Origin of the sequence: Solibaculum intestinale (assembly GCF_040096205.1) — a bacterium.
Taxonomy (GTDB): domain Bacteria; phylum Bacillota; class Clostridia; order Oscillospirales; family Acutalibacteraceae; genus Solibaculum_A; species Solibaculum_A intestinale.
In genome coordinates this window covers 82295-109291 of the sequence record NZ_JBBMFD010000008.1, presented here as the reverse complement: position 1 = coordinate 109291, position 26997 = coordinate 82295, and the positions used below count along the sequence as shown (strand labels likewise).

29 protein-coding genes, 1 tRNA gene and 1 pseudogene are annotated in these 26997 nt (G+C 57.5%); 21 read left to right on the top strand and 10 right to left on the bottom strand.

The annotated features are described in order from the left end of the window. Positions 1-57 precede the first annotated feature (57 nt). Positions 58-1101, bottom strand: a complete 1044-nt coding sequence (locus tag WMO26_RS06720) for a G5 domain-containing protein (protein WP_349219120.1) — start codon at positions 1099-1101, stop codon at positions 58-60. Positions 1102-1661: 560 nt separating this feature from the next. Beyond that, on the bottom strand, positions 1662-2543 hold the full coding sequence (gpr, locus tag WMO26_RS06715; protein WP_349219119.1) for a GPR endopeptidase: 882 nt from the start codon (positions 2541-2543) through the stop codon (positions 1662-1664). A gap of 240 nt (positions 2544-2783) precedes the next feature. Between gpr and WMO26_RS06710 the strand changes: the two genes are divergently transcribed. The 16 genes from WMO26_RS06710 to WMO26_RS06635 all read left to right on the top strand — a co-directional run bounded on the left by WMO26_RS06710 (position 2784) and on the right by WMO26_RS06635 (position 18596). Next, positions 2784-2859 (top strand) — tRNA-Val (locus tag WMO26_RS06710). A gap of 406 nt (positions 2860-3265) precedes the next feature. Beyond that, the gene (gene murD, locus WMO26_RS06705) at positions 3266-4657 is read left to right on the top strand and encodes a UDP-N-acetylmuramoyl-L-alanine--D-glutamate ligase (protein WP_349219117.1); all 1392 of its coding nucleotides are present in this window, start codon (positions 3266-3268) and stop codon (positions 4655-4657) included. Between the two features lie 40 nt (positions 4658-4697). Then, complete coding sequence (locus tag WMO26_RS06700) at positions 4698-5720, top strand: M20/M25/M40 family metallo-hydrolase (RefSeq protein WP_349219116.1); 1023 nt, start codon at positions 4698-4700, stop codon at positions 5718-5720. Further along, positions 5713-6732, top strand: a complete 1020-nt coding sequence (locus WMO26_RS06695; protein WP_349219114.1) for a M42 family metallopeptidase — start codon at positions 5713-5715, stop codon at positions 6730-6732. The genes WMO26_RS06700 and WMO26_RS06695 overlap by 8 nt, the downstream gene beginning before the upstream one ends. Next, complete coding sequence (locus WMO26_RS06690; protein ID WP_349219112.1) at positions 6729-7532, top strand: GNAT family N-acetyltransferase; 804 nt, start codon at positions 6729-6731, stop codon at positions 7530-7532. Before WMO26_RS06695 ends, WMO26_RS06690 begins: the two co-directional genes overlap by 4 nt. Beyond that, positions 7510-8271 carry a class I SAM-dependent methyltransferase gene (locus WMO26_RS06685; protein ID WP_349219110.1) on the top strand — a complete coding sequence of 254 codons (762 nt, stop codon included), beginning with the start codon at positions 7510-7512 and terminating at the stop codon, positions 8269-8271. The genes WMO26_RS06690 and WMO26_RS06685 overlap by 23 nt, the downstream gene beginning before the upstream one ends. A gap of 196 nt (positions 8272-8467) precedes the next feature. Then, positions 8468-9736: a methionine gamma-lyase family protein gene (locus WMO26_RS06680; RefSeq protein WP_349219108.1), complete on the top strand. Its 1269-nt coding sequence runs from the start codon at positions 8468-8470 to the stop codon at positions 9734-9736. A gap of 258 nt (positions 9737-9994) precedes the next feature. After that, positions 9995-10549 carry an acyltransferase gene (locus tag WMO26_RS06675; RefSeq protein ID WP_349219107.1) on the top strand — a complete coding sequence of 185 codons (555 nt, stop codon included), beginning with the start codon at positions 9995-9997 and terminating at the stop codon, positions 10547-10549. Between the two features lie 137 nt (positions 10550-10686). Next, positions 10687-12348: a ribulokinase gene (araB, locus tag WMO26_RS06670; RefSeq protein WP_349219106.1), complete on the top strand. Its 1662-nt coding sequence runs from the start codon at positions 10687-10689 to the stop codon at positions 12346-12348. Positions 12349-12417: 69 nt separating this feature from the next. Beyond that, positions 12418-13893: an L-arabinose isomerase gene (gene araA / locus WMO26_RS06665; RefSeq protein ID WP_349219104.1), complete on the top strand. Its 1476-nt coding sequence runs from the start codon at positions 12418-12420 to the stop codon at positions 13891-13893. A gap of 19 nt (positions 13894-13912) precedes the next feature. Then, complete coding sequence (gene araD, locus WMO26_RS06660; RefSeq protein ID WP_349219103.1) at positions 13913-14617, top strand: L-ribulose-5-phosphate 4-epimerase; 705 nt, start codon at positions 13913-13915, stop codon at positions 14615-14617. 66 nt (positions 14618-14683) lie between these two features. Continuing rightward, positions 14684-15226 (top strand): GNAT family N-acetyltransferase, encoded by a 543-nt coding sequence (locus tag WMO26_RS06655; protein ID WP_349219101.1) that lies wholly within the window; start codon positions 14684-14686, stop codon positions 15224-15226. A gap of 221 nt (positions 15227-15447) precedes the next feature. After that, positions 15448-16533 (top strand): LCP family protein, encoded by a 1086-nt coding sequence (locus WMO26_RS06650; protein ID WP_349219099.1) that lies wholly within the window; start codon positions 15448-15450, stop codon positions 16531-16533. 29 nt (positions 16534-16562) lie between these two features. Then, entirely contained in the window at positions 16563-17339 is a 777-nt protein-coding gene (locus WMO26_RS06645; RefSeq protein WP_349219098.1) for a tyrosine-protein phosphatase, read from the top strand. A gap of 18 nt (positions 17340-17357) precedes the next feature. Next, entirely contained in the window at positions 17358-17792 is a 435-nt protein-coding gene (locus tag WMO26_RS06640; protein WP_349219096.1) for a DUF2752 domain-containing protein, read from the top strand. A 60-nt stretch (positions 17793-17852) separates the two neighbouring features. Continuing rightward, complete coding sequence (locus tag WMO26_RS06635; RefSeq protein ID WP_349219094.1) at positions 17853-18596, top strand: class I SAM-dependent methyltransferase; 744 nt, start codon at positions 17853-17855, stop codon at positions 18594-18596. 90 nt (positions 18597-18686) lie between these two features. Here WMO26_RS06635 and WMO26_RS06630 read toward each other — a convergent pair whose 3' ends face one another. Further along, entirely contained in the window at positions 18687-19130 is a 444-nt protein-coding gene (locus WMO26_RS06630) for a hypothetical protein (protein ID WP_349219092.1), read from the bottom strand. 112 nt (positions 19131-19242) lie between these two features. Between WMO26_RS06630 and WMO26_RS06625 the strand changes: the two genes are divergently transcribed. Further along, positions 19243-19527 carry a helix-turn-helix domain-containing protein gene (locus WMO26_RS06625; RefSeq protein ID WP_349219090.1) on the top strand — a complete coding sequence of 95 codons (285 nt, stop codon included), beginning with the start codon at positions 19243-19245 and terminating at the stop codon, positions 19525-19527. A gap of 68 nt (positions 19528-19595) precedes the next feature. On the opposite strand, the gene WMO26_RS06620 is transcribed toward WMO26_RS06625, so the two are convergent. After that, entirely contained in the window at positions 19596-19904 is a 309-nt protein-coding gene (locus WMO26_RS06620) for a hypothetical protein (protein WP_349219089.1), read from the bottom strand. Between the two features lie 101 nt (positions 19905-20005). Between WMO26_RS06620 and WMO26_RS06615 the strand changes: the two genes are divergently transcribed. Next, positions 20006-20293, top strand: coding sequence for a helix-turn-helix domain-containing protein (locus WMO26_RS06615; RefSeq protein WP_349219087.1), 288 nt, complete (start codon positions 20006-20008; stop codon positions 20291-20293). Between the two features lie 54 nt (positions 20294-20347). Here WMO26_RS06615 and WMO26_RS06610 read toward each other — a convergent pair whose 3' ends face one another. Next, positions 20348-20950, bottom strand: coding sequence for a hypothetical protein (locus WMO26_RS06610; protein WP_349219086.1), 603 nt, complete (start codon positions 20948-20950; stop codon positions 20348-20350). A 265-nt stretch (positions 20951-21215) separates the two neighbouring features. On the opposite strand from WMO26_RS06610, the gene WMO26_RS06605 reads away from it, so the two are divergent. From WMO26_RS06605 to WMO26_RS06595, 3 genes are read left to right on the top strand one after another with little or no spacing between them, the layout of a single operon-like run. Next, complete coding sequence (locus tag WMO26_RS06605; RefSeq protein ID WP_349219084.1) at positions 21216-21413, top strand: spore coat associated protein CotJA; 198 nt, start codon at positions 21216-21218, stop codon at positions 21411-21413. After that, complete coding sequence (locus WMO26_RS06600; RefSeq protein ID WP_349219083.1) at positions 21413-21697, top strand: spore coat protein CotJB; 285 nt, start codon at positions 21413-21415, stop codon at positions 21695-21697. The genes WMO26_RS06605 and WMO26_RS06600 overlap by 1 nt, the downstream gene beginning before the upstream one ends. A 4-nt stretch (positions 21698-21701) precedes the next feature. Next, positions 21702-22313, top strand: coding sequence for a manganese catalase family protein (locus tag WMO26_RS06595; protein ID WP_349219081.1), 612 nt, complete (start codon positions 21702-21704; stop codon positions 22311-22313). Positions 22314-22810: 497 nt separating this feature from the next. Here WMO26_RS06595 and WMO26_RS06590 read toward each other — a convergent pair. The 5 genes and pseudogenes from WMO26_RS06590 to WMO26_RS06570 form a co-directional block, all read right to left on the bottom strand. Further along, positions 22811-23662 (bottom strand): annotated as a pseudogene (locus WMO26_RS06590) (DUF5711 family protein); the annotation flags it as partial. A 13-nt stretch (positions 23663-23675) separates the two neighbouring features. Next, positions 23676-24434 (bottom strand): tRNA pseudouridine(38-40) synthase TruA, encoded by a 759-nt coding sequence (gene truA, locus WMO26_RS06585; protein ID WP_349219078.1) that lies wholly within the window; start codon positions 24432-24434, stop codon positions 23676-23678. Between the two features lie 11 nt (positions 24435-24445). After that, positions 24446-25261 carry an energy-coupling factor transporter transmembrane component T family protein gene (locus WMO26_RS06580; protein ID WP_349219076.1) on the bottom strand — a complete coding sequence of 272 codons (816 nt, stop codon included), beginning with the start codon at positions 25259-25261 and terminating at the stop codon, positions 24446-24448. Beyond that, positions 25258-26130, bottom strand: a complete 873-nt coding sequence (locus tag WMO26_RS06575) for an energy-coupling factor transporter ATPase (RefSeq protein WP_349219074.1) — start codon at positions 26128-26130, stop codon at positions 25258-25260. Before WMO26_RS06575 ends, WMO26_RS06580 begins: the two co-directional genes overlap by 4 nt. Next, positions 26103-26981, bottom strand: coding sequence for an energy-coupling factor transporter ATPase (locus WMO26_RS06570; protein WP_349219072.1), 879 nt, complete (start codon positions 26979-26981; stop codon positions 26103-26105). The genes WMO26_RS06575 and WMO26_RS06570 overlap by 28 nt, the downstream gene beginning before the upstream one ends. Positions 26982-26997: the final 16 nt, after the last annotated feature.

Here is a 26997-nt window from a genome sequence, read left to right as displayed (position 1 = left end):
CGGCCCCCCCAAAGCGTCCGGCCCTTGTCTCGTCTGTATGGGGTGTTGCGCGCGCTCTTAGTTAAGCACAAAGATGAGCACGTCGCGTTTGCCGAAGCTGTAAATGTCGCTCATGTTGGAGAAATACAGGTCGGCCACAATGTTGGTGGTGTGAACAAAGCCGCCGGTGTCCGCCGCGATGCAGTAGCCGTAGACGAACTTGCCGTCCGCGGACACGATATACAGCTCCGTACCGTAGGGGATTTCCTTGGGGTCCACCGCCACATGGCCCTGCATGGCAGGGCGTCCCGAAGCGGTGCCCTTGCCGGGCGCGGCCGTATAAGCCGTGCCGGGGCCGGTGATAACCCGGCTGTAATGGACCGGATAGCCGTTTGCGTCCAGCTCAATGGGAGAAGAGGGGGTGAGCAGGGAGAAGCACGGCACATCCGCCGAGGTCATTACTGCGCCGCCCGAACCGGTCAGTTGGCTGACCAGACTGGGATTGCGGGCCACATAGGTGCCCATCTGCACCACTTCATCCACCGGCTCGCTGACCACTTCCTCGCCCAGCTTTACCGATTTGACGATTTTGCCATTTACCATGGTCTGCTCGTAACGGGCTACGCTCACGCCGGCCACGCCTGCGCTCTTCACACGTACCTCGCCTGCGTTTAGCAGGCTCGTTTCCTGCGTCACGGTTCCGTAGGGAATGGAGGATTCGATTTCCACCGTCACCGTTTCCGGTGCGGCGGATTCCTGGGTGTATTGAGCGAGCGTTCCGTAATAGGAAACGCTGACCGCGCTGCTTTGGGTGAGGGAAGAAAGGTCGAAGGCGCCGTCGCGAATGTAAGTGATCTCCAGATTGCCGTCTGCGTTGTGGCGGGTATCCACCAGATCGTCTTCGCCCGGCAGGATGCCGGCCTTTCCCAGGATGATATTCGGCTGCGCCGAGGAGGTGTACACCGTGGTGTCGGTGACGCCGTCGTAGACACGGACCGGTTTAAGCTCAAGAAATCCCCAGACGAGAGCTATGACGCATGTGGCCCCCAAAAGGGTCACCGGAAAGAGGCGCGAAGTACACAAGCGGGATAAGAGCTTGCGCACTCGTTGCATTTCGGTCATACCAACGCTCCTTACTCTGTATTTGCGAAGCCGCCGGTTTTGGGCGCTTCACAGAAAGAAAAAATAACGCATTTTGACTTCTGTTTTTTTCGAACGAGTTTGATTATAGCCTCGCAAACCCAGGTCTGTCAAACGATTGCGGGTGCTTGGATTTGTTCAAACCTGCCAAAGTTTTTGACGTTTTGCTACATAAGGAACTCGTGCGATTGGAAAGTAACGCGGTTTTTTTTCGTTTTTTTGATTTGGAAAAAACGACGGCGTTTTTTTGAATTCGACCATTTTTAAGTCAAAAAAACCAAAGGTCGCATTTCCTTTCTGTGCATTGTTACAATTTTGTAACAGAAATGACAGGGTTGTAATTTTTAAATGGAAGGAAATAGAAAACTAGAGAAAGCAACAAAATTTGGATTTGGATTTGTGCAGATTTTCAAGAGCTTCGTCAAATTGCACTAATCTGAAAGGCTGAAAAAGGGCCTGCCTATCATTCCCGCTAAATGGGTGGAATAAGAGCTGTTTTTCTTGCATAGCGGCGAAAAAAAGAAGGGCCGGGCCAAGGAAAATTAGGAGACTAGCGCTAAGATGTCGTCGGGGGTGAGAGTGGGCTGCAAAGCGGTATTGACGGCAAGGGAGCAAAGGAACGCCGCCCGGTCAATGAGCATGTCGATCTCCCTGGGGGTGACCATCATGGCCCGGCCGTCCGGCTGTACCTTCTCTAGGAGCCGGTCGGCGTCCTCCTCGCCCAGAAGGTCGGCGGCCAGGGTCATAGCGTCTACCACCGTGGGCACCCCCATGGCAATGACCGGCACCCCAAGGGTTTCCCGGCTGAGCTCCTTGCGCTTGTTGCCCACGCCCGACCCCGGGGAAATGCCGGTGTCCGCCAGCTGCACGGTACAACCCAGGCGGGAGAGGCTGCGGGAGGCCAGCGCGTCGATGGCGATGACGGCGGCAGGCTTGATGTGTTCGACTGCCGCGGCCAGCAGTTCGCCGGTCTCAATGCCCGTCTGCCCCAAAACCCCCGGCGCCAGCACCGCCACCGGGCGAAGCCCCTCTAAGCCCGCGGCCCGGGCGATTTCCCCGCGGATGTGGCGGGTGGCCAGGATGGAGGAGCAAGCGTCAGGGCCTAAGGCGTCGGGGGTGGTTTCGGCGTTTCCGATGCCCGCTACCAGAACGGGACCCTCCGGGGGCAGCAGCTCTTTGAGGCAGTCGGCCACGGCGGAAAGCTTCTCGTCGATCTCTTCCGACATTTCCGAGAAAGGCGGCAGCTCGATGGTCACATAGTTGCCCACCGGCTTGCCGATGGCACTGGCGCCCTCTTCGTTTACTACCCGGATGCGGGTGATTTTCGCGTCGCCGCGCATTTCCTCGCTGGACTCCACCCCAGGCGGGGTTTTCGTCCCCGCAAGCTCGGCGGCCTCAATGGCCAGGTCGGTTCGGTATATCATAGATTTAAACTCCTTTCGCAAAAGCAAAGTTTCTATCGCCGCGCGTTTTTCCGCCCGGCTGCCGGTATTAGTGTGGGACAAGCAAGGAAGGAATATGCAAAGAATCCGCCCTGAAAACGGAAGGAGCGCCGGATTCCCCAAATTTATGAATTATTTGCGTCGCTTTTGCGAAAAAAGACTTGCATTTTATGGACACATGCTATATAATAATCTTCGTCGCAAAAACGACAAGTTCTGTTTGGACGCTTAGCTCAGCTGGTAGAGCTTCCGCTTGACGTGCGGAAGGTCAGCGGTTCAAGTCCGTTAGCGTCCACCATAAAGGGCTGTCCCTGCAATAGTGGGGGCGGCCTTATTTTTTTTGTTTTTTGCGGTCCCCGGAGAGGAAAAAAGAACCTTTCCGGGGGCTTTCTATTATAATAAGGTATATGCGTGCTTTTTACGCAAAACAGTCGGATAAATTGCGCATTTGAGCCCGCAGCTTGGCTTTGCGGGAAAAAGACGGTATGCGCGTTGAATTTTTCCTGTAAAACACATATAATAAAGTATTATAGCCAAGTGACAGCCCGCCGCTTTGCCCAATGGTTCCCGGGAAAAGAACCGCCCGGATCTACAGGTGGATTGGGTGGACTATGACTTTATATTCTATCCCGCTCTTCCCGCGCAGAGAGGGGGATGCCCGCTGTTTGGCAAGCCTGTGCGCGGAGAAACGGAGCAAAGAGCGTATGCGTCAGTCAGCCGAAACGTTTTTTCAAAGCCTTAAGGGGAAAAAGATAGCCGTGTGCGGCATCGGGGTAAGCAACCGCCCCCTCATCGAGCTGCTTTGCCGGTACGGGGCGAAGGTCACCGCCTGTGACAAACGAGAGCCGGAGGCCCTGGGAGAGGCGGCGGGCCATCTGCAAAAGCTGGGCGCCGTGCTCAAAACCGGCCCGGACTATCTGGAAAACCTGGACGCCGACATCATCTTCCGTACCCCCGGCATGCCCTATACGCTGCCGCAGCTGGCCGGGTACCGGGCCGACGGGGTGACGGTCACCTCGGAAATGGAGGTCTTTTTCGACCTGTGCCCGGCGAAGCTTATCGGGGTGACCGGGTCGGACGGAAAGACCACCACCACCACCCTGATCGCCGAGATGCTCAAGGCCCAGGGTCATACCGTCTGGTTGGGCGGGAACATCGGCGCGCCGCTGCTGCCCAAGGTGATGGAGATGAAGGAGGAGGACTATGCGGTAGTGGAGCTTTCCTCCTTTCAGCTCATTTCCATGCGCCAGAGTCCCCAGGTGGCGGTGGTGACCAACGTAGCCCCCAACCACCTGGACATCCATAAGGATATGCAGGAGTATATCGACGCCAAGCGCAACTTGTTTTTGCACCAGACTGGCTTTTCCCGTACGGTACTTAACGTGGACAACGCCATTACCGCCTCCTTTGCTATGGAAACCAGGGGGGACACCCTTCTTTTTTCCCGCACCAGGCCGGTGCGCACCGGCGCGTATCTGGGAGAGGACGGCTTTCTCTATTTCTCCCGCAACGGGAAACCGGAGCGCCTTTTTGAGCGGGCCGCCATCAAGCTGCCCGGCGACCACAATGTGGAAAACTACCTGGCCGCCATCTGTGCCGTTTGGGGGGACGTGGACTTGACTGCCATGCGCACCACGGCGGAAACCTTCGGCGGAGTGGAGCACCGCATTGAGCTGGTGCGGGAGAAGGACGGGGTACGCTGGTACAACGACTCCATCGCCTCCAGCCCCACCCGCACCATTGCGGGGCTCAAGGCCTTCCCCGAGAAGGTCATCCTCATCGCCGGCGGGTACGATAAGCACATCCCCTTTGACACTTTAGGCCCGGCGGTGGCCAAATACGTCAAGCGGCTGATTTTAATGGGGGCCACGGCGGACAAAATCGAGCAAGCGGTACGCGCCTGCCCGGACTTTGACGAGATGAAAACCCCCATCCTGCGGGTACGGGATATGGAAGAAGCGGTGAGCGCGGCGAAGGCCGAGGCAAAGCCCGGCGACGTGGTGACCTTGTCTCCCGCCTGCGCCAGCTTCGATTTATACCCGAACTTTGCCGCCCGCGGCAATCATTTCAAAGAGCTGGTCCGCACGCTTATATAAAAAAGCGCCGGACGTTACGCAGAAGGAGAGGAACAAAACCATGGATACCAAGCAGGTTCTCTTTTCCCTGTGCGCGGCCGTAGGCCCCGCCGGGGCGGAGGGAGAAGCGGCTGCGCTCGCCGCAGAGGAGCTGGGCCGGTACGCACGGGTGCGTACCGATGCGCTGGGTAACGTGATCGGGGAGATCGTTCCAGAGAGATATACCCGCCATGTGCTGCTCGACGCCCACATTGACGAAATCGGCATGATCGTCACCCATCTGGAGGACGGCTTTGTCCGGGTGGACAAAACCGGCGGGGTGGACCTGCGGACTTTACCCGACCGGGAGGTTACCATCTGGGGCAAGGAGCCGGTGGACGGAATCTTTTGCGCGGTGCCCCCGCATCTGAGCAAGGCCGAGGAGCGCAAAAAGGTCCCGGCCCTGGCGGACGCCTGGATTGACACGGGCCTTTCCGGGGAAGCCCTTAAAAAGCTGGTAAGGCCGGGCGACCGGGTGACGGTTAAAAGCAGCCCCTGCCGTCTGGCCGGCGGCCGGGTGACCTCCAAGGCGCTGGACGACCGGGCCTGCGTCACCGCCATTCTCCGGGCGCTGTCTCTGCTGCCGAAAGACCATAAGACCCGCATCACCGTGCAGTTTTCCGTCCAGGAGGAGACCGGGCAGGCGGGGGCCCAGGCAGGGGCCTTCCAGTCGGAGGCCACCGAGGCCATCGCCCTGGATGTAAGCTTTGCCTTTACGCCGGACTCGGCCAAGCACAAGTGCGGCCAGTTGTCGAAGGGCCCCATGATCGGCTATGCGCCGGTGCTTTCCTACCCGATTTTTACCCGCCTGTGCGCCCTTGCCAAGGAAGCGGGCATCCCCTATCAAACGGAAATCATGGGGGCGGACTCCGGCACCAACGCAGACTGCATCGCCGTTTCCAAGGCGGGCTGCCCCACCGGGCTCATTTCCATCCCCCAGCGGTACATGCATACGCCGGTGGAGGTCATTGACCTGGAGGATTTGGAAAACACCGCCCGGCTTTTGGCCCTTTACCTGACAAAGGAGGAATGCAGCGATGCTTGACACCCTTAAAACCCTCTGTGAATTGCCCGGCGTTTCTGGCCGGGAGGAAGCGGTGCGCGATTTCCTTCTTTCCAAGCTCGACGGTGTGGCCCGCTGCCGGGTGGACGGCCTTGGAAACCTGATTGTAGAAAAACAGGGCAGATGCCGGGCCAAGAAAAAGGTCATGGTGTCCGCCCATATGGATGAGGTGGGTTTTGTCGTCACACACGTGGAAGAAAACGGCCTTTTGCGGTTTTCCACGGTGGGCGGCATCGACCCGCGGGTTTTATTCGGCCGCCGGGTGCTCATCGGGGAACAGAAAGTCCCCGGCGTGGTGGCCGGCGCTCCGGTCCATCTCTTAGACAGCGAGGAGCGTGTAAAAGCGCCCGACTTGGACAAGCTCTTTTTCGACATCGGCGCCGATACCCGGGAAGAGGCCCAGCGCCTGGTCGCGATCCCGGACTTTGCCGTGTGGGACACGGCGTTTTCCCCGTTTGGGGACGGGTGCGTCAAGGCAAAAGCCTTGGACGACCGAGCGGGCTGCGCGGTGCTTTTGGCGCTGCTCAAGGAGGACCTTCCCTATGACCTGACCGCCGTGTTCACCGTGCAGGAGGAAGTGGGCCTGCGGGGCGCAGGCACGGCCGCCTATGGGGTTGCGCCGGATGCGGCCATTGTGGTGGAAGCCACCACGGCGGCGGATATTGCCGGGGTGGAGCCGAAAGACCAGGTCTGCCGGCTCAAACAGGGCGTGGCCGTTTCCTTTATGGACGGGCACACCATTTACGATAAACAGATGTACGACCTGGCGTTTGCCCTCGCCAAGGCCCACAACATTCCCTGCCAGCCCAAGGCCGCGGTCACCGGCGGCAACGACGCGGGTGCCATCCACAAAAGCCGTGCCGGCGTGCCTACCGCCGCTCTGTCGGTGCCCTGCCGGTACCTGCACGCGCCCGCCGGCGTCATCGCCCAAAGCGACCTGGAAAGCACGCTGTCCCTGCTGCGGGCCTTGGCGATGGAACTGGCAAAGGGATGATCCGTCATATCGAGGATGCTGAGAGTTTAGAGACCCTGGCTTTTTTGCAGGAGGACCCGCTTTTCCCCCGCCTGGCGGTCAACGCCGCCGCTTACGGGCTTTCATCCCTGTTTTTCGACCTGTGGGTGCAGCAGACGGAGAAAGAACCCGTTGCGGTAATGGGACGGCTGGACGGACAAATGACGCTGGTGGCCAGGGACGGGTTCGACGCCGGGGAACTGGCTCTCTTTTTGCAGGCGGCGGGGTTTGAAACCCTGCTGTGCAAGTGTGCAGCGGCGCGGCGGCTGCCCTTTTTCAGAGCGCAGACCGCCGTCCTGCTCCGGCGGAAAAAGCAGGTTTTTCCCGCCGAAACCGGGCTTGCCCTAGACTGGGCCCCGTCCCCCCGCACCCTGTACGCCCTGCTGAAAACCTGCACGGGTGCCAGCATCCGGCTGCCTCCCTTTGACGGCTGGTATGTGGACGTGTCCCACAAGCTGCGCCGGGGGCTCATCCGGGCGGTAACGGCCTGTGAGGGCGGCGGCCCGGTGGGCTGCGCCATGACGGCGGGGGAAAGCGAAGGGCAGGCGCTTCTTTGCGCGGTGGCGGTAGTGCCGGAGTACCGAGGCCGCGGATATGGACGAGCTTTGGTAGACGCCATGAGCGAAACCCTGCAAAAAGCGGGCAAGCAGGTATTCCTGCTGCGCGATGCAAGCGAGAACGAAGCCTTTTATCGGTCGCTGGGTTTTGAACCCTTGGAAGAATACGCCTTTCTGCGGCCGGCCGGGAAGGGAGAAGCCGATGGACAGCAAACAGCTTTTTAGCGGAAGGGCGGACCAATATGCCAGATGGAGGCCGTCCTATCCCGGACCTCTGGTGGACGCTCTTCTACGCCTGGTGTTTGTGAAAGAAGGCCCAGTGATTGCCGACATCGGCGCAGGAACGGGGATTTTCAGCGGGCTTCTTTTGTCCAGGGGGGCTACCGTGTATGCAGTGGAGCCAAACTTCGATATGCGGGAAACGGCCAAGCGGGAATTGCATGGATTCGTGCAGTTTCACGCGGTGGCCGGTTCGGCGGAACATACGGGACTAAGAGACCAAAGTGTGGACGGCGTTTCGGTTGCCCAGGCCTTCCATTGGTTCGACCCCATGCAGTTTCGGGACGAGTGCCGGCGGATTCTGAAACCCGGCGGCAGGGTGACGCTGATCTGGAACTTTTTGGACGACAGCGCGCCGGTAGTTCGGGACAATAACCGCTTGTGCGAAGAAATCTGTCAAAAGAACGTGGAAACCCTGGCCGGCAGCGCCATGCTGCAGGAAATGTGCCGTTGCTTTTTTCAGGATGGCCGGTATACCTTTATCCGCCATCCCAATGACTTTCGCTGTGACCGGGAAGGGTTTCTCGGCCTGAGCCTATCCTCCTCTTACGCGCCAAAGCCGGACGAAGGGCACTATGCCCGTTTTGTAAATGCGGTTGGCAGTCTGTTCGACCGGTATGAAACCGGCGGGGCGCTCCTTTTGCCAAACTTTGTCCACTGTTACGTAGGCCGGGTGGGAGCGTAAGCACCCGGACCGCCTTTTATGCCTTTGGTATCGACAAAATGTGACCTTCCTTCCCCGTATCCGCCGCTTTTTCGGAAACCGGCATACGGGGTTTTTCCCGTGGGGCCGAAACCCGGCCCGGTATACAAAATTGAGAGGATCCCGCGGTGCGCCTCTTCCCAGGGAAAAGAGGCCGGCGGGACAAATGGAGGAACCTATGCTGCAAAAACCGTATTTTCACATCGCTCCTGAGGTGGCGGAGGCGTCCGAGCGTGCCCTTTGCGCCTGCGCCCCCGCCTTTGACCGGATTGACCGGCAGACCGAGCAAAACCAGCAGAAGGTGCTGTGCGCCTTTATCGAGAACCGGGTCAGCGAATCCCACTTTGTCCCTTCCACCGGCTACGGCTACGGAGACCGGGGCCGGGAAGTGCTCGACCGGGTGTTCGCCGACGCCATGGACGCCGAGGATGCCCTGGTGCGCCATTCTTTTCTGTCCGGCACTCATACCCTGTCGGTGGCCCTCTTCGGCGTGCTGCGTCCGGGAGATAAAATGCTTTCCGTCACCGGCATTCCCTACGACACCATCCATTCGGTCATTGGCCTGCGCGGAAGCGGCCAGGGCTCATTGAAAGATTTCGGTATCGCCTTTGATTCGGTGGCCCTCAAAGAGGATGGGGAGCCGGATTACGACGGGATCGAACAGGCCCTCGACGACGCGGTAAAGATGGTGTATGTCCAGCGCTCCCGGGGCTATACCCTTCGAAAAAGCCTGTCGGCCAAGACCATCGGGGAAATCGCCCGGTTCGTCAAGAAAAAGAAGCCGGGCGTGGTGGTGATGGTGGACAATTGCTACGGCGAATTTGTGGACGAGGCGGAGCCCACCGCCTACGGCGCCGACCTGATGGCGGGATCTCTTATCAAAAACCCGGGCGGCGGCGTGGCCCCCACCGGTGGCTACATCGCCGGCCGGTCGGATTTGATCGAGCTGTGCGCCTGCCGGCACACCACCGCCGGGGTGGGCCGGGAAATCGGCGCCACCCTCGGGCACACCAGGGAGCTGTTTCTGGGTCTGTTCCATGCCCCTCACGTCACCGGCGAAGCGCTGAAAACCGCCGTGTTCGCCGCCGGGCTTATGAAGGAGCTGGGCTTCGCGGTCACTCCCGAGCCCTTGGAGGAGCGTCACGATATCATCCAGGCCGTGAAGCTTCAGACTCCGGAAAACCTCATCGCCTTCTGCCAGGGCATGCAGGCGGGAGCGCCCATCGACGCCTTCGTCACCCCCGAGCCCTGGGACATGCCCGGCTATGACAGCCAGGTTATTATGGCGGCGGGGGCCTTTACCATGGGCGCGTCCATTGAACTGTCCGCCGATGCGCCGCTCAGGGAGCCCTATGCCGTCTGGATGCAGGGAGGGCTTAACTTCCATTCGGGCAAGACCGGGGTCCAGCTAGCGGCTACGCATTTATTACAATTGTTCAAAAAGTAAAAAATCGTCCCCATTTTTCTACATGCACCTTGAAAATTTCACCTTGACCAGCGCGGATTGGACTGTTATAATTTACGATAGAAATGTACGAACAACCGTATGGACAAATAGATATTTCTCTTTCTATCTTGTAAGGATTGACAGAACAACTAAATGGAAAATGAGCGAATATTCCATATAAATGTAATGCATGTCTAGGATTTGCCGCCCGAAATCGGAAGGACGGCGTCCCAGTTGTAAGGAAGAAGGAAGAACACTATGAGCTGGATCGGAAAGCAAAAGGCTGCCGTCGCGGCCAAGCTGCGCGGGGAGACGCCGCTTGCGGTGCTCGTCGAGCGGGGCCTGACGGTGGGAAAGAACTTTCAGCCCCAAAAGGGCTGCATCCTCGACCCGTCCCACTGCTGGCTGATTACCATCGGCGACGATGTAACGCTGGCGCCCCGGGTACACATTCTGGCCCATGACGCCAGTACGAAGATGTTTCTGGGGTACACGAAGATCGGCTTGGTGACCATCGGAAACCAGGTATTTATCGGGGCCAACAGTACGGTTCTTCCCAATTGCAGGATTGGGGACCGGGTGATCGTGGGGGCCAACAGCGTGGTAACCAAGGACCTGCCCTCCGGCGGTGTTTACGCCGGCAACCCGGCGAAGCGGATCTGCTCTCTGGACGATTATCTGGAGAAGATGAAGGCAACCATGCAGCCGGGCAATACTTTTGGGGCGGAGTATACCATATCCAGGGGGATCACTGGAGAGCATAAGGAAAAGATGAAGCAGGTTCTCAAGAAGGGGATGGGCTTTGTCGAATAGCCAAACCGCTTGGATCGGGTGAAAAAGGGCTGCTTTGTAAAAAAGGCGCCGGATCTGCGGATGTGCGGACCTGGCGCCCTTTTTTCGTGTGAAACAGCCTTGGAAATAGAACCATACATTTGAGAGGAAGAGACGACATGAAATACACCATTGGGGTGGACTTTGGGACATTGTCCGCAAGGGCGGTGCTTTTGGAGGTGCCAAGCGGGCGGGAGGCCGCAGCCGCCGTTTACGAGTATCCCCATGGGGTAATGGACGAGCAGCTGCCCAGCGGCCGCAGGCTGCCTCAGGATTGGGCTCTCCAGAACCCGCAGGATTATTTGGAGGCGCTGGGGCATACCATTCCGGCGGTGCTCCGGGAGGCGGACGTATCGCCTGACGACGTGATCGGCGTCGGGACGGATTTTACCGCCTGTACCGTCCTTCCGGTGAAAGCGGACGGCACGCCTCTTTGTTTCCTCCCCCAGTGGAAAGACGAGCCCCACGCCTACGTAAAGCTGTGGAAGCATCACGCGGCGCAGGACAAGGCAAACCGTCTCAACGCCATTGCCGAGGAACGGGGAGAAACCTTTCTGGCCCGGTACGGAGGCAAGATCTCGTCCGAGTGGGCCATCCCAAAGCTGTGGCAGATTCTAGACGAGGCCCCCGGGGTGTACGAGGCCATGGACCGGTTTATTGAGGCGGCGGACTGGATCGTCTGGCAGCTGACCGGCGTGGAAACCCGCAATTCCTGCACCGCCGGGTATAAGGAAATCTGGTCGAAGCGGGAAGGGTACCCGTCGGAGGACTTTTTTGCTGCATTGGACGAACGTCTTCGCCGTGTGGTGGACGAAAAGCTTTCCAGAACCATCTCCCCCTTAGGCCAAAAGGCCGGGGAAATCACCCAAAAGGCCGCAGCGCTCACCGGTTTAAACCCGGGGACGGCGGTGGCGGTAGGCAATGTGGACGCCCATGTGTGCGTGCCGGCGGTGGGCATCGACGGGCCGGGCAAGCTCCTTGCCATTATAGGCACCTCCACCTGCCATATCCTCATGGGTAGGGAAGAACGTAAGGTCCCGGGCATGTGCGGCGTAGTGGCCGACGGGGTGATGCCGGGCTACTTCGGCTATGAGGCGGGCCAGTCCTGCGTGGGGGACCATTTCGCCTGGTTTGTGGACAATTGCCTGCCCGCGGCCTATGTGGAGGACGCGAAGGCGAAGGGACAGAATATCCACACCTATCTGCGTCAAAAGGCCCAGAGGCTCAAGCCCGGGGAAAGCGGCCTTCTGGCGTTGGACTGGTTCAACGGCAACCGCTCCGTGCTGGTGGACGTGGACCTAACCGGCCTGATCCTGGGGATGACCCTGCAGACAAAGCCGGAGGAAATCTACCGCGCCCTCATTGAAGCCACCGCCTACGGCACCCGTATGATCGTGGAAACCTTCCGGGAAAACGGGGTGCCGGTGGACGAGTTTTACGCCTCGGGCGGCATCAGCCAGAAGGATCCCATGGCTATGCAGATTTATGCGGACGTGCTGCGTATGCCGGTGCGCATTGCAGGCTCCCAACAGGGCCCGGCGCTGGGCAGCGCCATCTTCGCCGCGGTAGCCGCCGGGAAGGACGCGGGCGGTTTTGCTGACGTGTTCGACGCGGCGCGCCGGATGGGCAAGGTAAAAGAAGCAGCGTATGAGCCGGTGGCGGAGCACGCTCAGGTGTACGACCGGCTGTACACGGAATACAAACGCCTCCACGATTATTTCGGCCGTGGGGAAAACGACGTGATGAAGCGGCTCAAGGCCCTCAAAAAGCAGGCGGACTGACCGCTCTCGATAAAATATCCGCCTGTCCGGCGGATTGCAAGGGTCTATTTGAAAAAGGGGGAATTACCCATGGAACAGCAGTACACCTTTTGGTTCATCGCCGGCACCCAGGATTTATACGGGGCCGAGGTGGTCCGCCAGGTAAACGACCACGCCAGGATCATCGCCAAGGCTCTCGACGAGGACCCGTCGGTTCCCGGCAGGGTGGTGTGTATGCCGGCGGTGCGAAACGCGGGGGAAATTACCGACGTGATGACCAAAGCCAGCGCGGACGAATCCTGCGTGGGCGTCATCACCTGGATGCACACCTTTTCGCCGTCGAAAATGTGGATCGGGGGGCTGACGAGGCTATCGAAACCCTGGCTGCATCTGCACACCCAGTTTCTCCGGGATATTCCCTTTGACGACATCGACATGGATTACATGAATCTCAACCAGTCCGCCCACGGGGACCGGGAGCACGGCTTTATCGGCGCCAGGCTTCGCATGCCCCGCAAGGTCGTTGCCGGGTACTGGGGAGACGAAACCACCCGCGCCCGGGTTGGGCGTTGGATGCGCGCGGCCATCGGCGCTTATGAGAGCCGTCGGCTGAAGGTGTGCCGGTTCGGGGACAATATGCGCGAGGTGGCCGTCACCGAAGGGGACAAGGTGGAAGCCCAGATCAAGCTGGGCTGGTCGGTCAATTCCTGGGGCGTGGGAGACTTAGTCAGCATCGTCGACCGGGTGACCGAAGCCCAGGTGGACGCTAAAATGAAGGAATACCGGGAGCGGTACGATTTGAAAACCGACGATTTGGACGCGGTGCGCTACCAGGCGAAGCTGGAAGTGGCTCTGCGCAAGTTCCTGGAGGTGGGCGGCTTCGGCGCCTTTACCGACAACTTCCAGGACCTGCAGCAGCTTCGGCAGCTGGGCGGCCTTGCGGTGCAAAACCTGATGGCCGACGGCTACGGCTTCGGCGGGGAAGGGGACTGGAAGATCGCCGCCCTTCACCGGATTGTCAAGCTCATGAGCACGGGCCTTTCCGGCGGCACCGCCTTTATGGAGGACTACACTTATCATATGGATCCGCAAAACCAGGGCGTCCTGGGTGCCCATATGCTGGAGGTGGACCCGGACATCGCGGTAACCAAGCCCTGCATTGAGGTCCATCCTCTGGGCATTGGAGACCGGGAACCCCCGGCCCGCCTGACCTTCAAGACCGGGGAAGGGGATGCCGTCGTCATCAGCCTGGTGGATATGGGCGGCCGGATGCGCATGATCGTCAACGACGTCCATGCCGCCGCCCCCTTTGAGGAGATGCCCAAGCTCCCGGTGGCCCAGGTCATGTGGAAACCGTTGCCGGATCTGACCACCTCTGCGGAAGCCTGGATTTTGGCGGGCGGCGCTCACCACACCGTTCTAAGCTACGGGCTGGACGCGGAGATTATGCGGGATTTCGCCCGGATTATGGACATCGAATTTGTTCACATCGGCAAGGATACCAAGCTCGAAGAGCTGGAGAAGGAACTGATGTGGAATGATCTCTATTGGAAGCTCAAATCCTGAGAAAGCGGAGGAACGAGACATGCTGGAAGCACTCAAGGAGCAGGTCTTTGCCGCCAATTTGCAGCTGCCGGCCCACGGCCTGGTGGTCTTTACCTGGGGAAACGTATCCGGCATCGACCGGGCGTCGGGCCTGATGGTCATCAAGCCCTCCGGCGTCTCCTATGAGGAGATGACGGCTAAGGACATGGTGGTGGTCAGCCTTCAGGGCGACGTGGTGGAAGGGAGCCTGCATCCCTCCTCCGATACCCCCACCCATCTGGAGCTTTACCGGAAGTTCCCGTCTCTGGGCGGCGTCGTCCATACCCATTCCCGCTGGGCCACCATCTGGGCCCAGGCTGGACGGGATATTCCCGCCTACGGCACCACCCACGCCGACGCCTTCTACGGCCCGGTTCCCTGCACCAGGGCCCTCACCGAAGAGGAAATCCATGGGGAATACGAGTTGGAAACCGGCCGGGTGATGGTGGAGACCTTTCAAAAGAAACGAATTGATCCTCAGCAAGTCCCTGCGGTTTTAGTAAAAGCCCACGGGCCTTTCACTTGGGGAAGCACCCCGGAGGATGCGGTGCACAACGCCGTGGTCCTTGAAGAGGTGGCCATGATGGCTTGGCATACCGAAGCGCTGCCCCAGGGTGCCGCCCGTGCACCTATGCAGCAAGCGCTGCTTGACAAGCATTTTCTGCGCAAGCACGGCCCCGGCGCCTATTACGGACAAACCAAATAGAGAAAAGGCCCGCTTCCTGGGAAATGCAGGGAAGCGGGCCTGACCTTGTGTTGGGAGGAAATATAGATGAAGGAAATTTTACAAACCAGGCGGCTGCGGCTGCGGGAGATGACCAAAGCCGATTTTCAGAATCTCTGTACGATTTTGCAGGATGAGAAAGCCATGTACGCCTATGAGCATGCCTTTTCCGACGAGGAGGTGCGAGATTGGCTCGAACGTCAGCTGGAGCGGTACCGGAGCGACGGCTTCGGCCTGTGGGCGGTGGAGCGAAAGGATACCGGCGAGTTTGTGGGCCAGGCAGGGCTTACCTGGCAGGAGACGGGCCGCGGGCAGGAAATTGAAATTGGGTACCTGTTCAAACGCAGCGCCTGGCACAACGGGTATGCCACCGAGGCAGCTCGGGGCTGTAAGCGCTATGCCTTTGAGCAGTTGGGCGCCAGCCGGGTGGTGTCCATCATCCGGGAAACGAACCACGCATCCCAGCAGGTGGCACGCCGGCTGGGGATGAAACCTATTGGTAAAATGGTGAAGCATTATTACCATATGGATATGCCGCATCTGGTGTTCGCTCTGGAGAAGGAGGAAGCGGACGGTGTATCCGAGTTGTAAAAAAAACGAGAAATCAAGCAAATCCCGCGTAATTTCCATCTATTTTGAGAAAAAAAGACTTGTAATTTTCTTTGGATAAATGCATAATAGAAAAATATGAGGAAGGACGAACTGGGAAGAAAGGCCCAGTTTTCATAGAGGGGAACGGTTTTTCGGCGAGATTTTACACGCGGATACATATCGCCGTCCAAAAAAGAAATACTGTGAAAAAAGGAGCCGTTATGAAGAAGAAAAACGACGAAGTAGATCTTAACGAGCTGGGTAATGAAAAAAAATCTGGAAAGAAAGTTGCGAAATATACAACCCTTGGATGTCTGGGTCTGATTGTTCTGGCGATCATTGCGGTGGTCATCGTCGTGTGGGTGATTGTGGGCAGAACCGGTTCGGAGGTGCCCACGCCTTCCTGGCCGTCGGTGCCGCTCAATTCCGACCAGTCCATGCCGGACCTGGCAGTGATCGACGAAGACGTGTACAACGTCCTGCTCATCGGCGTGGATTCCCGCACCGAGAGTTTGGCGGGCAACACCGACAGCATGATTATCGTCTCGCTGGACAACACCCATCAAAAGCTGAAAATGGTTTCTCTGATGCGCGACAGTTGGGTGACCATTCCCGGCTACTACGACATGAAGCTCAACCATGCCTATACCCTGGGCGGGCCGGAGCTTTTGATGGACACCATCGAGTACAATTACAATTTCAAGATTGATAAGTACGCCATCGTCAACTTCGAGATGTTTGAGCAGGTGGTGGATACTCTGGGCGGCGTGGAAATCGAGCTGACCCAAGCGGAGGTCGATCATCTGGACGAAAACTATTACGGCACTTTGGGCGAACTGCACGAGGGCGTCAACCTGCTCGACGGCAACGCGGCCTTGTCTTACGCCCGTATCCGTAAAATGGCGGGCGACGACTTCCAGCGCACCCAGCGCCAGCGCAACGTGATTCAGGCGGTGGTAAAGAGCGCGAAGAATATGGATGTGTTCAAGATTGTGGGGCTGGCGAATTCGGTTTTGCCCCATGTAAAGACCAACATTCCCACAAACGAGGTTCTCTCGCTTGCCTATAATTCCATGACCTATCTGCAATACCCGGTGGAGGAATTCCGTTTGCCGGTGGACAATACCTGGAAGTACGGGTCCCATGAGGTAAACGGCCAAATGCTTTCTACCGTAGACTATGACACCAAGGAAAACGGTCTGCTGATGCACGAGTTTATTTATGAGGACGGCACGGCTCCATCCGAGCCGGAGACCTCTTCTTCCTCGTCGGCATCCAAGTCGCCGGCCTCTTCCAGAAAGAAATAACTGAGCAGCAAACCGAGGGGGTGACCTCGATGGTCGATATCCACACGCATATTCTTCCTGAAATGGACGATGGGGCTTCTTCTCTGGAAGAGTCCCTCGAAATGTGCGCCGCAGCGGCGGAAAGTGGAGTAAAAACCATTGTGGCCACCCCTCATTTTTATGATGTGACGGCTGCCGACGCTTTTCTGGAAAAGCGGGAGGCGCGGCTTGCGCTCTTGAAAAGCGGCTTGATGGAAAGAGGGCTGTCCCTGGAGATTCGGTTGGGCGCCGAGGTAGCTATGCGGCCGGAGCTGTATACCCGCCGGGACGAGTTAAAAAGGCTTTCTTTGGGCGGAACCCGGTATCTGCTGGCCGAAATGCCCTTTTCTCCCATCCCTATGGAGGATGTATTTGATTACATTGAGTTGATTTTCGATCAAGATTTGATTCCAGTAATCGCTCATCCGGAGCGGTATGCCTATTTTCAGGAGAACTATGACATTCCGAATCTTCTTTTGGAGAAGGGGGCAGTGCTGCAGGTGACGGCTCAAAGTCTGCTGGGCGCGTTCGGCCCTCAGCCGATGAAGCTGGCGCAGGCCATGCTGCGGGCGGACGCCATCGACTGCCTGGCATCCGACGCCCATGAGGCGTACGGCAGGCGGGGGGCGGACCTGCTTGCAATCCGGGAGCTGCTTTTTGCCCAGGGAATTCCGGAAAGCCTGCTTTCCCGGATGATGGAGGAAACGCCGGGCCAGATTATGGCGGACGCGGACATTTCCGACCGGCAGATCGGGTATATTTTGCCGCCCAAACGGTTTGGGCGTTAGGGTACAGAGGAGGAACCGATGAGGGGACACCGCATTTCCAACTTTTTATGGAGAACAAGGAAGGGAAACGCATGGGTATGCGGCGGGAGCGCCGCGCTGTACATAGGAGCGGCTTTGTGGTTTTCGTGGACGCCGGCCAAACTGGTGGGAATTTTCCCGCCATGTTTTTTTTATCGCGTGACGGGATTTCGCTGTGTGGGCTGCGGGGGGACCAGGGCAATCGAATCCCTTCTCCATGGCCAGATCGGGCAGGCGGTCTATTATAACCCGCTGGTGGTCCTGATGGCGGCGGTCGTCCTGTTCGCGTGGATCTGGCTTCTGGCCGGGTGCTTTCGCCGGGAATACCGGCCGCCGCGCCTTCGTCACGCGGGGGCGTACGCGCTGGTTTTTACCGGCTTGGTGGTGGTTTTCTTGGTGGTGCGCAACCTGCCCGTTTACCCGTTTATGCGCTGAACGCCGCTCGATTAAGACAATACCCGGTATAATCCAAGACCGGGTGATAAGGAGAACTTCATGAAAGAGAACAAATACGACGACAAAGCATTTTTTGAACAATACAGCCGGATGTCCCGCTCTGTGCAGGGATTGGAAGGCGCGGGCGAATGGCATGAACTGCAAAAGCTTCTGCCGGATTTTCGTGGAAAGCGAGTGCTGGATCTGGGCTGCGGGTTTGGGTGGCATTGCCGGTATGCGGCGGAGAACGGAGCGAAGCACGTGCTGGGAATCGACCTATCCGAGCGGATGCTTGCAGAAGCCGAGAAGCGCAACCCGGCGCCGGAGGTAGAATACCGCCGCGGGTCCATTGAGGATTACGCATATCCGGAGAATGCCTATGACGTGGTTATCAGTTCCCTCGCCTTTCATTATGTGCAGGATTTTTCGCTGCTTTGCCGAAACGTCGCCCGGTGTTTGACTGGAGGCGGAGATTTTGTCTTTTCCGTGGAGCATCCGGTCTTTACCGCGTTTGGCACACAGGACTGGTATTGCGACGAAGCGGGAAACCGCCTGCACTGGCCGGTGGACCGGTATTTCGAAGAGGGAAGGCGTACCGCTCATTTCTTGGGAGAGGAAGTGGTCAAGTACCATAGGACGCTGACTACGTACCTAAACAGCCTTATGCACGCGGGCTTCTCGATTTCCTCCGTTGTAGAGCCAATGCCTGCGCCGGAGCTGCTCGCCGCTGTTCCCGACATGAAAGAGGAACTTCGTCGGCCGATGATGCTGCTCGTGGCAGCGAAAAAGCCGGACAAAGAATAAAAAAACAGGCATAAAGCAGGGAGGCAGAGCTTATTTAGCTCTGCCTCCCTGCTTTTTCGTCCACAAAAAACCTCCATCGGTTTTGTCGCGTTAAGGCGCTGGGGGGATTCTCTTTTGAATTTCCAATATGGCCTGGTCCCGGTTTGCCATTGCCGTAACCGCATAGGTCTTGTCCTTTGTCTGGATAAACAAACGGTGCTTAGCCGCATAAATGGATTGAATCGCGGAAAAGGGCAAATGGAATTTGGTCCCTTTGAATGCGGTACAGCCCTCCACACAGGTTTCATACACCGCCACGTAAGACGACTGGCTTTTCCAAACCGTCAAAATGGCGACAATGGGAAAGGCGATCAGCACAGTGCCGAAGAGATAGGAAAACGATTCATAACAAGTGCGGCTGATCGGGCGAAAGGCCGCCGGATTATTCAAGCAGTAGATTCCGATAAAATAGAAAAAGGGAAAGCTGACGGCGAGGATGGCCAAACGCACAATCTGCACTTTTTTTGTTGTGACGATCAGACTGCCTTTCTGCATAGCCTTGTACTCCTCAAATCCGTTTCATGAGAAATGCCCCCTAGGAAAAACCACTTGTTAATCATCTTTTTTATAATTGTATCTACTGTTCGTGGTATTGTCAAGAATAAATATGGAAAAGATGATTAGCGGTGGGGTGACTATGCGGCTTTACACATTAGGCGAACGGTGCAATATTTCAGGGGAACGCATCAAAGAGGCCCGCAAGCAGGCGAAAATGTCCCAGGAAATCCTGGCTGCCAGGCTTCAACTGCGGGGCTTGCAGATGGGGCAAATGGCAGTCAGCCGGATCGAGACGGGAAAAAGGCTTGTGCCGGATTTTGAATTGCCGATTATTGCGGATGCATTGGGTGTTACCACGGACTGGCTTTTAGGCATTGATTCAAAAACGAAATAAAGGCGGCATGACCAAAACGTCATGCCGCCTTTATTTCGTTTTTTGATTCGCTTCTGATGAAACTTTTTTTATTTCTGCCCTTTTGCCCAGAGATACAGAAAAAAGAGCACAAAAAGCAGGAGTGTGAAACAGGCCAGCAAAAAGCCGCCCCATAAAAAATTGGCAGAAGAAAACGATTCCCAGTCCCACAGGCAAAACACAACCGTCGCCAAAAGGACTAGGAAAGCCGCAGCCGTCAAAATAAGACGAAACGGCAAGGTTGTACCGAATCTCTTGTTCTTTTTTTCGTTTTCACCGTCCCGCGACCTTTTTGTATGCATTCGATCTTGCCTCACCATTCCCATCCGATTTGCCCGGACTGCCAGAATCATTTTCATTTTACTGCACATCCTAAAATAAGTCAACTATATTCAGCAATAAGATATGCCAATGGTTGACTTTGTATGAGTACACTTATTGTGTAAGGCAGGTGTAACGGATGGTTGACTTAGGAAATCGGCTTAAAACTCTTAGAACAGGCAAACACATGACCCAGCGGCAGCTGGCACAGCTGATCGGCGTGACCAAATCCATGGTAAGCGCCTATGAAACCGCAATACGATACCCGTCCTATGACATTCTCATCCGGCTGGCAAGTGTGTTTGGCGTATCGACGGATTATTTGCTGGGGCTGGAGAACCGCCGGCGCCTTAATGCGGAAGGGCTGACGGAACGGCAGATTCAGATCATCAATGAGCTGATCGGGGAATTAAGGAAACCGGAATAAGAAAAGCGCCGTGTGCATTTTTCGCACACGGCGCTTTTCGTTGTGTTGGAGACATTACCGCGGGAAAATCATCATAAAGTCACGGTAGTAATAATAATAGAGGTCGTCCAAATCGCCGCTCTCTATCGCATAGATAATCTGAGCCAGGGACCCGTCTGCAATCAGCATAATCAGAGCCACCACCGCCAAGGCAACACCAATGATATTGAGCACCAGGCCGGCAACCGCCATCCCGCCTTTATTGCCCTTCGAAAAACAAATGATAGCGAGAATCAGGCCGATGACGCCAGGCAGAATCCCAAAGAAACCGGCGCAGCAGCAAACGATGGACAAAATACCAAGCACCAGGGAAGCGATTGCCATACCGTTGGCAGGCTTCGGCTGGGGAACGGTATAAACCGGCTGCTGGGGATAGGGGTTGTTTGCATTACCGTAGGAATTGGTCTGCTGAGGTGCCTGATAGGGAGGCGGATAGGCAGAAGGCGGAGGTGTCGGTTGACTTACAGGCGCCTGATAGGGAGCACCGGGCTCCTGGTAAGCATTCGTGCCTTCGTTTTGCGAAGAAGCCTGTGGTGCAGAACCGGCCGGCGGTTCTGTCGGAGGGACAGGCTGAGTGTTGTCTATGCCCTCGTTCGGATGGAAAGGATCGTTACTCATAAAGCGACCTCCTGATTTCATTTGTATAAATTAATGATAGCAAGTTTCCGCTTGTTTTGCAAGGTCTAGAAAAATTTTTTCCGCACAGTTCTCTTACAAAATAGAGGGTGGAGAAAAGGTTCTTTCATGGATACGCGGGCAGCTAGAAGTTTATGCAGCTTTGCGGCGAACATCAGAATGGAATTAGCCTGGTACCTGTCCGGGAAGCTTTTCATATACTGCTATCGGATCTACAGCGTATCCAGTAAGCGAAAGGAGCATTGACATGAACAAAGATTTTGATTTGTTTGCTGACTATACCTGCGCACAAACCAAATTCCCTGCCCAGACGCCGGTTGCCATGGCATATGTGCCGCTTCAGTTTCTGGAATCGATTTATGAGCCGGAACAGGGGTTTCACGCGGGAACCATATTCCCTGAATTGGATAAGCCGTTTTTAGGCGGAAAGAGAGGGTGCATCTAATGGAGTCGACCAACGAACGCGAGGCCATGCTTCGCAGGCTGTCCGCCCTTTCCTTTGCCATGTGGGAACTGCACATTTTCCTGGATACCCACAACTGCGACAAGGAAGCCATGCGCAAGCTGGAAGCGTACGACATCAAGTATAAGGCGCTGCTCAAGGAGTACGAGAGCAAGTTCGGCCCGCTGATTCTCAACATCAGCGACGCCAACAACAATGCCGACTGCAACAACCGCTGGGCCTGGACCCAGGGCCCGTGGCCGTGGGAAGATGGAAAGGAGTGCTAGCTGAATGTGGAGTTATGAGAAAAAGCTGCAATACCCGGTAAAAATCGCGAACACCAACCCCGCCCTTGCGAAGATTATCATCACCCAGTACGGCGGCCCGGACGGCGAGCTGAGTGCGTCCCTCCGCTACCTGAGCCAGCGGTATACCATGCCCTATCCGGAGCTCAAAGGCCTGCTGACCGACATCGGCACCGAGGAACTGGCGCATTTTGAAATGATCGCCGCCATCGTCTATCAGCTGACCAAGAACCTGACACCGGAAGAAATCAAGAAGAGCGGCTTTGACACCTATTTTGTGGATCACACCACCGGTATCTATCCGGTTGCCGCCAGTGGCGCGCCGTTCACGTCTTCTTATTTCCAGGTCAAGGGTGACGCCATCACCGACCTGCACGAGGACCTGGCTGCCGAGCAAAAGGCCCGCACCACCTACGACAACATCCTTCGTATGTGCGACGACCCTGATGTGCGCGACCCCATCAAGTTCCTCCGGCAGCGCGAAGTGGTTCATTACCAGCGGTTCGGCGAAGGGCTTCGTCTGGCAACCGACAAGCTGGATTATAAGAATTTCTACGCCTTTAACCCGGAATTTGACTGCAAAAAGCCCTGCAAATAACAAAGGAAACCCATCCATACAAAAAGGGACGGGGGAATACCCCCGCCCCTTTGATGGGGTACCCCCCATTTGTATACACTTCCTCGGTCTGTTCCCGCAGCGATATTCGTCTTAATCCGCTAGGAAAGGGGATAGGAAGCGACCGTCCTGCCTTCCAGTACATATGCCGTCCTCTCTTTGAGGGCTACCTGCGAGCCGCTGGCGGAAACCTGTGCCGACGCCACTACGGAGCCGTCGGCGGAATATGCGGTGACCGCGCTGGGTGCCAGCACCGCCGTCAGCCCCTCGCTGCACGATAAAGCCCGCACTTCCCCTGCCGCTACGCTTGCGGTCTGGGATAAGGCGGCGTTTAAGAAGGTCACGCTGCATTCCCGCCGGTCCTCATAGGGAGAGAGCGCGACAGCGATCTGACCCGTTTCCTCCAGGTCCCAGGCGGCTAAATACGCATCGCCGTAGGAGAACTCCTGCATGTCGCTGCCGTCCGGCTTGACGCTGACAATCCGATCATCTCCAATGCCGATGACCCGGTCGCCGCAGTAGCGTACCGCAAAGAAAAGGGTATCGTTGAAATTGAGATAGGCAGGGGTATCGCTGCCAAAATCCAGAAGAGTCAGGCTGGAGCCGAGCCCCCCGTCCTTGGCGTAGACGGTGGCTGCCGCCGCGCCTTTGCCGTCGGGAGCGGCCGCCACGTCCACCACCATGTTGGAGGCGGAGGACCATTTGAACCGGACCGTTTTCAAATCACTGCCCAGCACCACCAGCTCGGATACATACCCGCCCGTTCCCTCCGTCACCAGCACCAAATCGCCGCTTTGGCTGATGTCCGCTGCCAGAAGGTTATAATCGGTCTTGCCTGTGATCACCGTGCGTTTTCGGTTTTCCACCCGGTAGCCGGTAGAGCCACGGTCGTACAGCAGCGCCCGGGTGTCGGTTTTGCGCAGCACGGGCGTTTGAAACTTGTGCTGCCGGGAGTAGATCTCCTTGGCCGTGTCGTTAAAAAGCTGGAGAGAGGAATCGGATAACAGCGCCACGTCCGAGCCGATAATGGCAAGGTCGGATACCTCGCTGCCCGCCGCCGTTACAGGAAAGCCGTCTCCCGTTCCATAGTTGCCGAAGGCCTGGTCGAACCATTCCTCGATGCGCACCCCGGAAAACAGGTCCCGGTTGGCAATGCCCCACACCGCCGTGCCGGCCACCAGCACCAGCACGCACAGCCAAAGGAACAGTTTGAGCCCCCGGCGCCGTTTGGGACGTTCTTTTACCAGCTTGAGTTTCGGCTCTGCCTCTTTGGGCGTATCCTGCGCCGGTTCGTCCGGACGGCGCAGCCGTCCGCTTTTGTGGCGGAACATGGCCCGTCACCTCCTATTCTTCGATGAAGTCACGTTCGTCATAGAAAACCCGCTTTAAAATCAGCCCACATGCAGGCGCCGTCGGCCCCGCCGCCGTGCGCAGGCCGCTTTCGAGGCTGGCCTTGATAGAGGCCTTGGACCGTTTTCCCTGGGCCACCTCCAGCAAGGTACCCACCATAATCCGCACCATATTGTAAAGAAATCCGTCCCCTTCCACCGAGAAGGTTACCACATCTCCATCCCGCTCCACCTTCGCCGCCCAAACGGTGCGTATCGTGTCCTCCACGTCGCTTTTGGACGAGCAGTAGGCAGCGAAGTCATGCCGGCCCACAAACGCCTGGGCCGCCTCATGCAAAAGCTGCGCATCCAAAGGATGCCGGTAATGAAGGGCCCGGCCCTGCCAGAAAGGGTTGCGGACCGGGGCGTTATACATCCGGTAACAGTACCGCTTTCCCTTGCAGGAATACCGGGCGTGAAAGGAGAGGGGAACCTCCCGGCAGCCGTATACGGCAATGTCAAAGGGAAGGCGCACATTGAGAGCCGGGATCATCCGATCGCAGGGAATCCGGCTGTCCGTCCGGAAGCTGACGCAGAACATGTCCGCATGAACGCCCGCATCGGTGCGGCTGCATCCCTTTACGTCGGGGCGGGCGCCCAACAGCCCTTCCATGGCGCTTTGCAGCACCGCCTGCACCGACTGGGCGTTTTGCTGGACCTGCCAGCCATGGTACCGGCTGCCGTCGTAGCGCAGGGTCAGTAGTATATTTCGCATCTCCTTCCCCCTTAGTACACCCTCGGCAGCAGGATGGAGGCGGCGATAATGCCGCCGAATACCAGAGCCGTTACCCCAAAGGCCCAGTAGTCTCCCGCCCGCATCTGCAGCTTCTTCATCCGGGTGCGCCCTTCCCCGCCGTGGTAGCACCGGCATTCCATGGCGGTTGCCAGGTCAAAGGCCCGGCGGAAGGAGGAGACGAAGAGAGGAATCAGAATCGGGACCAGCGCCTTCACCCGGCTGAATAACCCGCCCGATTCCAAATCCGCTCCTCTGGCCTTCTGGGCCGACATGATCTTGTCCGTTTCCTCAATGAGAGTGGGGATGAAGCGCAGGGCGATGGTCATCATCAGGGCGAACTCATGGACCGGCAGCTTGAAGACCTTCAGCGGGGCCAAAAGCCGTTCCAGCCCGTCGGTCAGGTCGGTGGGGGAGGTGGTGTAGGTAAGCAGGGAGCTTCCTATAACTACCAGTATAATACGCACCGCCATAAACAAAGCGGTGAATACTCCCCGGTCATAAATGTGGATAAACCCCCATTCGAACAGGAGAACCTCCCCTTGGATGTAGAAAATGTTTAAAATCGCCGTAAAGGCGATGACAAACCAGATCGGCCGGATGGAACGCAAAATCATCTTCACGGGAACCCTGGACAACGCCGTGACTAAAATGAGAAAAGCGGCGGCCAGCCCTAGGCAGAAGAAGTTGTTGCCGATGAAGACCATGACGATGTACGCCACCACTAGGACTAGCTTCGTGCGGGGGTCTAAAGCGTGGATGGGCGATTTGGCCGGAAAGAACTGACCGAAAGTAATGTCCCGAATCATGTAGCTGCCCCTCCCTTCACCTTAGAAAGAAGCCGCAGAATCTCGTCGCGCCCCTGCCGTGCGGTATAGACGCAGGTGTTCACATCGTAGCCCCGGGCCTTGAGCCCAAGAAAAATCCGAGTGACCTGGGGGATATTCAGCCCCATCCCGGCAAGCTCGGATGCCCGTGTGAACACCTGATCCACCGTGCCGTACATGGCGCATTTCGATTCGTTCATCACCAGCACCTTGGAGGAAACCCGGGCCACGTCCTCCATGGAGTGGGACACCAGCAGCACCGTGGAGCCCCGCTCCTTCTGGTACTCGCGGATCTGCCCTAAAATCACGTCCCGGCCCTTAGGATCCAGGCCGGCGGTGGGCTCGTCGAGAATCAGCACCTTCGGCTCCATAGCCAGCACCCCCGCGATGGCCGCCCGGCGCTTTTCCCCGCCGGACAGGTCAAAAGGGGACTTCTCTAAAAGCTCCGGCTTTAAGGAAACGAACTGGGCCGCGCTTTTGACCCGGTTATTGACCTCGTCCTCGTTAAGCCCCATGTTCTGCGGGCCGAAGGCAATGTCCTTATACACCGTCTCCGCGAAAAGCTGGTGTTCCGGGTACTGAAAGCAAAGCCCCACCTCAAAGCGCACCGAGCGGATTTTTTTCGGTTCGGCCCAAATGTCCCGACCGTCCACCAGTACGGTGCCGGAGGTGGGCTGAATCAGCCCGTTTAAATGCTGTACCAGGGTGGATTTGCCCGAACCCGTGTGCCCGATGACGCCCACGAATTCCCCTTCGTCGATGGCGATGGAAACGTGGTCCACCGCCGTTTTCTCAAATGGAGTCCCCTGGCCGTAGACGTAGCTTAGCTCCTTGGTTTCGAGGATGGGCATCCATTCACCTCCAGCAGATTCGACAGCACTTCAATGCATTCGTCGTCGGTGAGCACGCCCGCCGGCAGCCCCTTCACCCCGGCCTTTTGCAGCCGGTAGATGAGCCGGGTGGCCTGGGGTACGTCCAGCTCCACCGCCTTGAGCCGGGGAACCTGGGAGAAAACCTCCCTGGGCGTGCCAGACAGTAAAATTTGCCCGTCGTCCATGACCACCACCCGGTCGGCGTCCACCGCTTCGTCCATGTAATGGGTAATAAGGACAATGGTGATCCCCATTTCGCTGCACAGCCGGTGAATGGTGGAGATGACCTCCTCCCGGCCTCTGGGGTCGAGCATGGCGGTGGGCTCGTCCAAAACAATGCAGGCGGGACGCATGGCGATGATGCCCGCAATGGCAATGCGCTGCTTTTGCCCGCCGGACAGCTTGTGAGGCGCGTGGCGGCGGTACTCGTACATCCCTACCGCCTTGAGAGCTTCGTCCACCCGCTTGCGGATTTCTTCGGGAGGCACTCCCATATTCTCCGGGCCGAAGGCCACATCCTCCTCGACGATGGTGGCCACCAGCTGGTTATCGGGGTTTTGCAGCACCATTCCCACCGTCTGGCGGATGTCGAAGAGCTTTTCCCCGTCTGCCGTGTCCATCCCCGCCACAAAGCATTTCCCGCCCGAAGGCAGAAGCATGGCGTTGAAGTGCTTGGCGAGGGTGGATTTGCCCGAGCCGTTGTGGCCTAAGACCGCCACAAACTCGCCCTTGCGGATGGATAGGTCCACCCCGTTTAGCACCACCCGCGCCCCCTCCTCCTCGGAGGTGTATTCAAACCGCAGGTCTTTTGTTTCAATGATGTTTGTCATCCTGTTCCCTCTTTGG

Excerpts from the sequence above, each read along its gene's own strand:
- WMO26_RS06720 (WP_349219120.1), bottom strand. The coding sequence starts at position 1,101 with ATGACCGAAATGCAACGAGTGCGCAAGCTCTTATCCCGCTTGTGTACT.
- gpr (WP_349219119.1), bottom strand. The coding sequence starts at position 2,543 with ATGATATACCGAACCGACCTGGCCATTGAGGCCGCCGAGCTTGCGGGG.
- murD (WP_349219117.1), top strand. The coding sequence starts at position 3,266 with ATGCGTCAGTCAGCCGAAACGTTTTTTCAAAGCCTTAAGGGGAAAAAG.
- WMO26_RS06700 (WP_349219116.1), top strand. The coding sequence starts at position 4,698 with ATGGATACCAAGCAGGTTCTCTTTTCCCTGTGCGCGGCCGTAGGCCCC.
- WMO26_RS06695 (WP_349219114.1), top strand. The coding sequence starts at position 5,713 with ATGCTTGACACCCTTAAAACCCTCTGTGAATTGCCCGGCGTTTCTGGC.
- WMO26_RS06690 (WP_349219112.1), top strand. The coding sequence starts at position 6,729 with ATGATCCGTCATATCGAGGATGCTGAGAGTTTAGAGACCCTGGCTTTT.
- WMO26_RS06685 (WP_349219110.1), top strand. The coding sequence starts at position 7,510 with ATGGACAGCAAACAGCTTTTTAGCGGAAGGGCGGACCAATATGCCAGA.
- WMO26_RS06680 (WP_349219108.1), top strand. The coding sequence starts at position 8,468 with ATGCTGCAAAAACCGTATTTTCACATCGCTCCTGAGGTGGCGGAGGCG.
- WMO26_RS06675 (WP_349219107.1), top strand. The coding sequence starts at position 9,995 with ATGAGCTGGATCGGAAAGCAAAAGGCTGCCGTCGCGGCCAAGCTGCGC.
- araB (WP_349219106.1), top strand. The coding sequence starts at position 10,687 with ATGAAATACACCATTGGGGTGGACTTTGGGACATTGTCCGCAAGGGCG.
- araA (WP_349219104.1), top strand. The coding sequence starts at position 12,418 with ATGGAACAGCAGTACACCTTTTGGTTCATCGCCGGCACCCAGGATTTA.
- araD (WP_349219103.1), top strand. The coding sequence starts at position 13,913 with ATGCTGGAAGCACTCAAGGAGCAGGTCTTTGCCGCCAATTTGCAGCTG.
- WMO26_RS06655 (WP_349219101.1), top strand. The coding sequence starts at position 14,684 with ATGAAGGAAATTTTACAAACCAGGCGGCTGCGGCTGCGGGAGATGACC.
- WMO26_RS06650 (WP_349219099.1), top strand. The coding sequence starts at position 15,448 with ATGAAGAAGAAAAACGACGAAGTAGATCTTAACGAGCTGGGTAATGAA.
- WMO26_RS06645 (WP_349219098.1), top strand. The coding sequence starts at position 16,563 with ATGGTCGATATCCACACGCATATTCTTCCTGAAATGGACGATGGGGCT.
- WMO26_RS06640 (WP_349219096.1), top strand. The coding sequence starts at position 17,358 with ATGAGGGGACACCGCATTTCCAACTTTTTATGGAGAACAAGGAAGGGA.
- WMO26_RS06635 (WP_349219094.1), top strand. The coding sequence starts at position 17,853 with ATGAAAGAGAACAAATACGACGACAAAGCATTTTTTGAACAATACAGC.
- WMO26_RS06630 (WP_349219092.1), bottom strand. The coding sequence starts at position 19,130 with ATGCAGAAAGGCAGTCTGATCGTCACAACAAAAAAAGTGCAGATTGTG.
- WMO26_RS06625 (WP_349219090.1), top strand. The coding sequence starts at position 19,243 with ATGGAAAAGATGATTAGCGGTGGGGTGACTATGCGGCTTTACACATTA.
- WMO26_RS06620 (WP_349219089.1), bottom strand. The coding sequence starts at position 19,904 with ATGAAAATGATTCTGGCAGTCCGGGCAAATCGGATGGGAATGGTGAGG.
- WMO26_RS06615 (WP_349219087.1), top strand. The coding sequence starts at position 20,006 with ATGGTTGACTTAGGAAATCGGCTTAAAACTCTTAGAACAGGCAAACAC.
- WMO26_RS06610 (WP_349219086.1), bottom strand. The coding sequence starts at position 20,950 with ATGAGTAACGATCCTTTCCATCCGAACGAGGGCATAGACAACACTCAG.
- WMO26_RS06605 (WP_349219084.1), top strand. The coding sequence starts at position 21,216 with ATGAACAAAGATTTTGATTTGTTTGCTGACTATACCTGCGCACAAACC.
- WMO26_RS06600 (WP_349219083.1), top strand. The coding sequence starts at position 21,413 with ATGGAGTCGACCAACGAACGCGAGGCCATGCTTCGCAGGCTGTCCGCC.
- WMO26_RS06595 (WP_349219081.1), top strand. The coding sequence starts at position 21,702 with ATGTGGAGTTATGAGAAAAAGCTGCAATACCCGGTAAAAATCGCGAAC.
- truA (WP_349219078.1), bottom strand. The coding sequence starts at position 24,434 with ATGCGAAATATACTACTGACCCTGCGCTACGACGGCAGCCGGTACCAT.
- WMO26_RS06580 (WP_349219076.1), bottom strand. The coding sequence starts at position 25,261 with ATGATTCGGGACATTACTTTCGGTCAGTTCTTTCCGGCCAAATCGCCC.
- WMO26_RS06575 (WP_349219074.1), bottom strand. The coding sequence starts at position 26,130 with ATGCCCATCCTCGAAACCAAGGAGCTAAGCTACGTCTACGGCCAGGGG.
- WMO26_RS06570 (WP_349219072.1), bottom strand. The coding sequence starts at position 26,981 with ATGACAAACATCATTGAAACAAAAGACCTGCGGTTTGAATACACCTCC.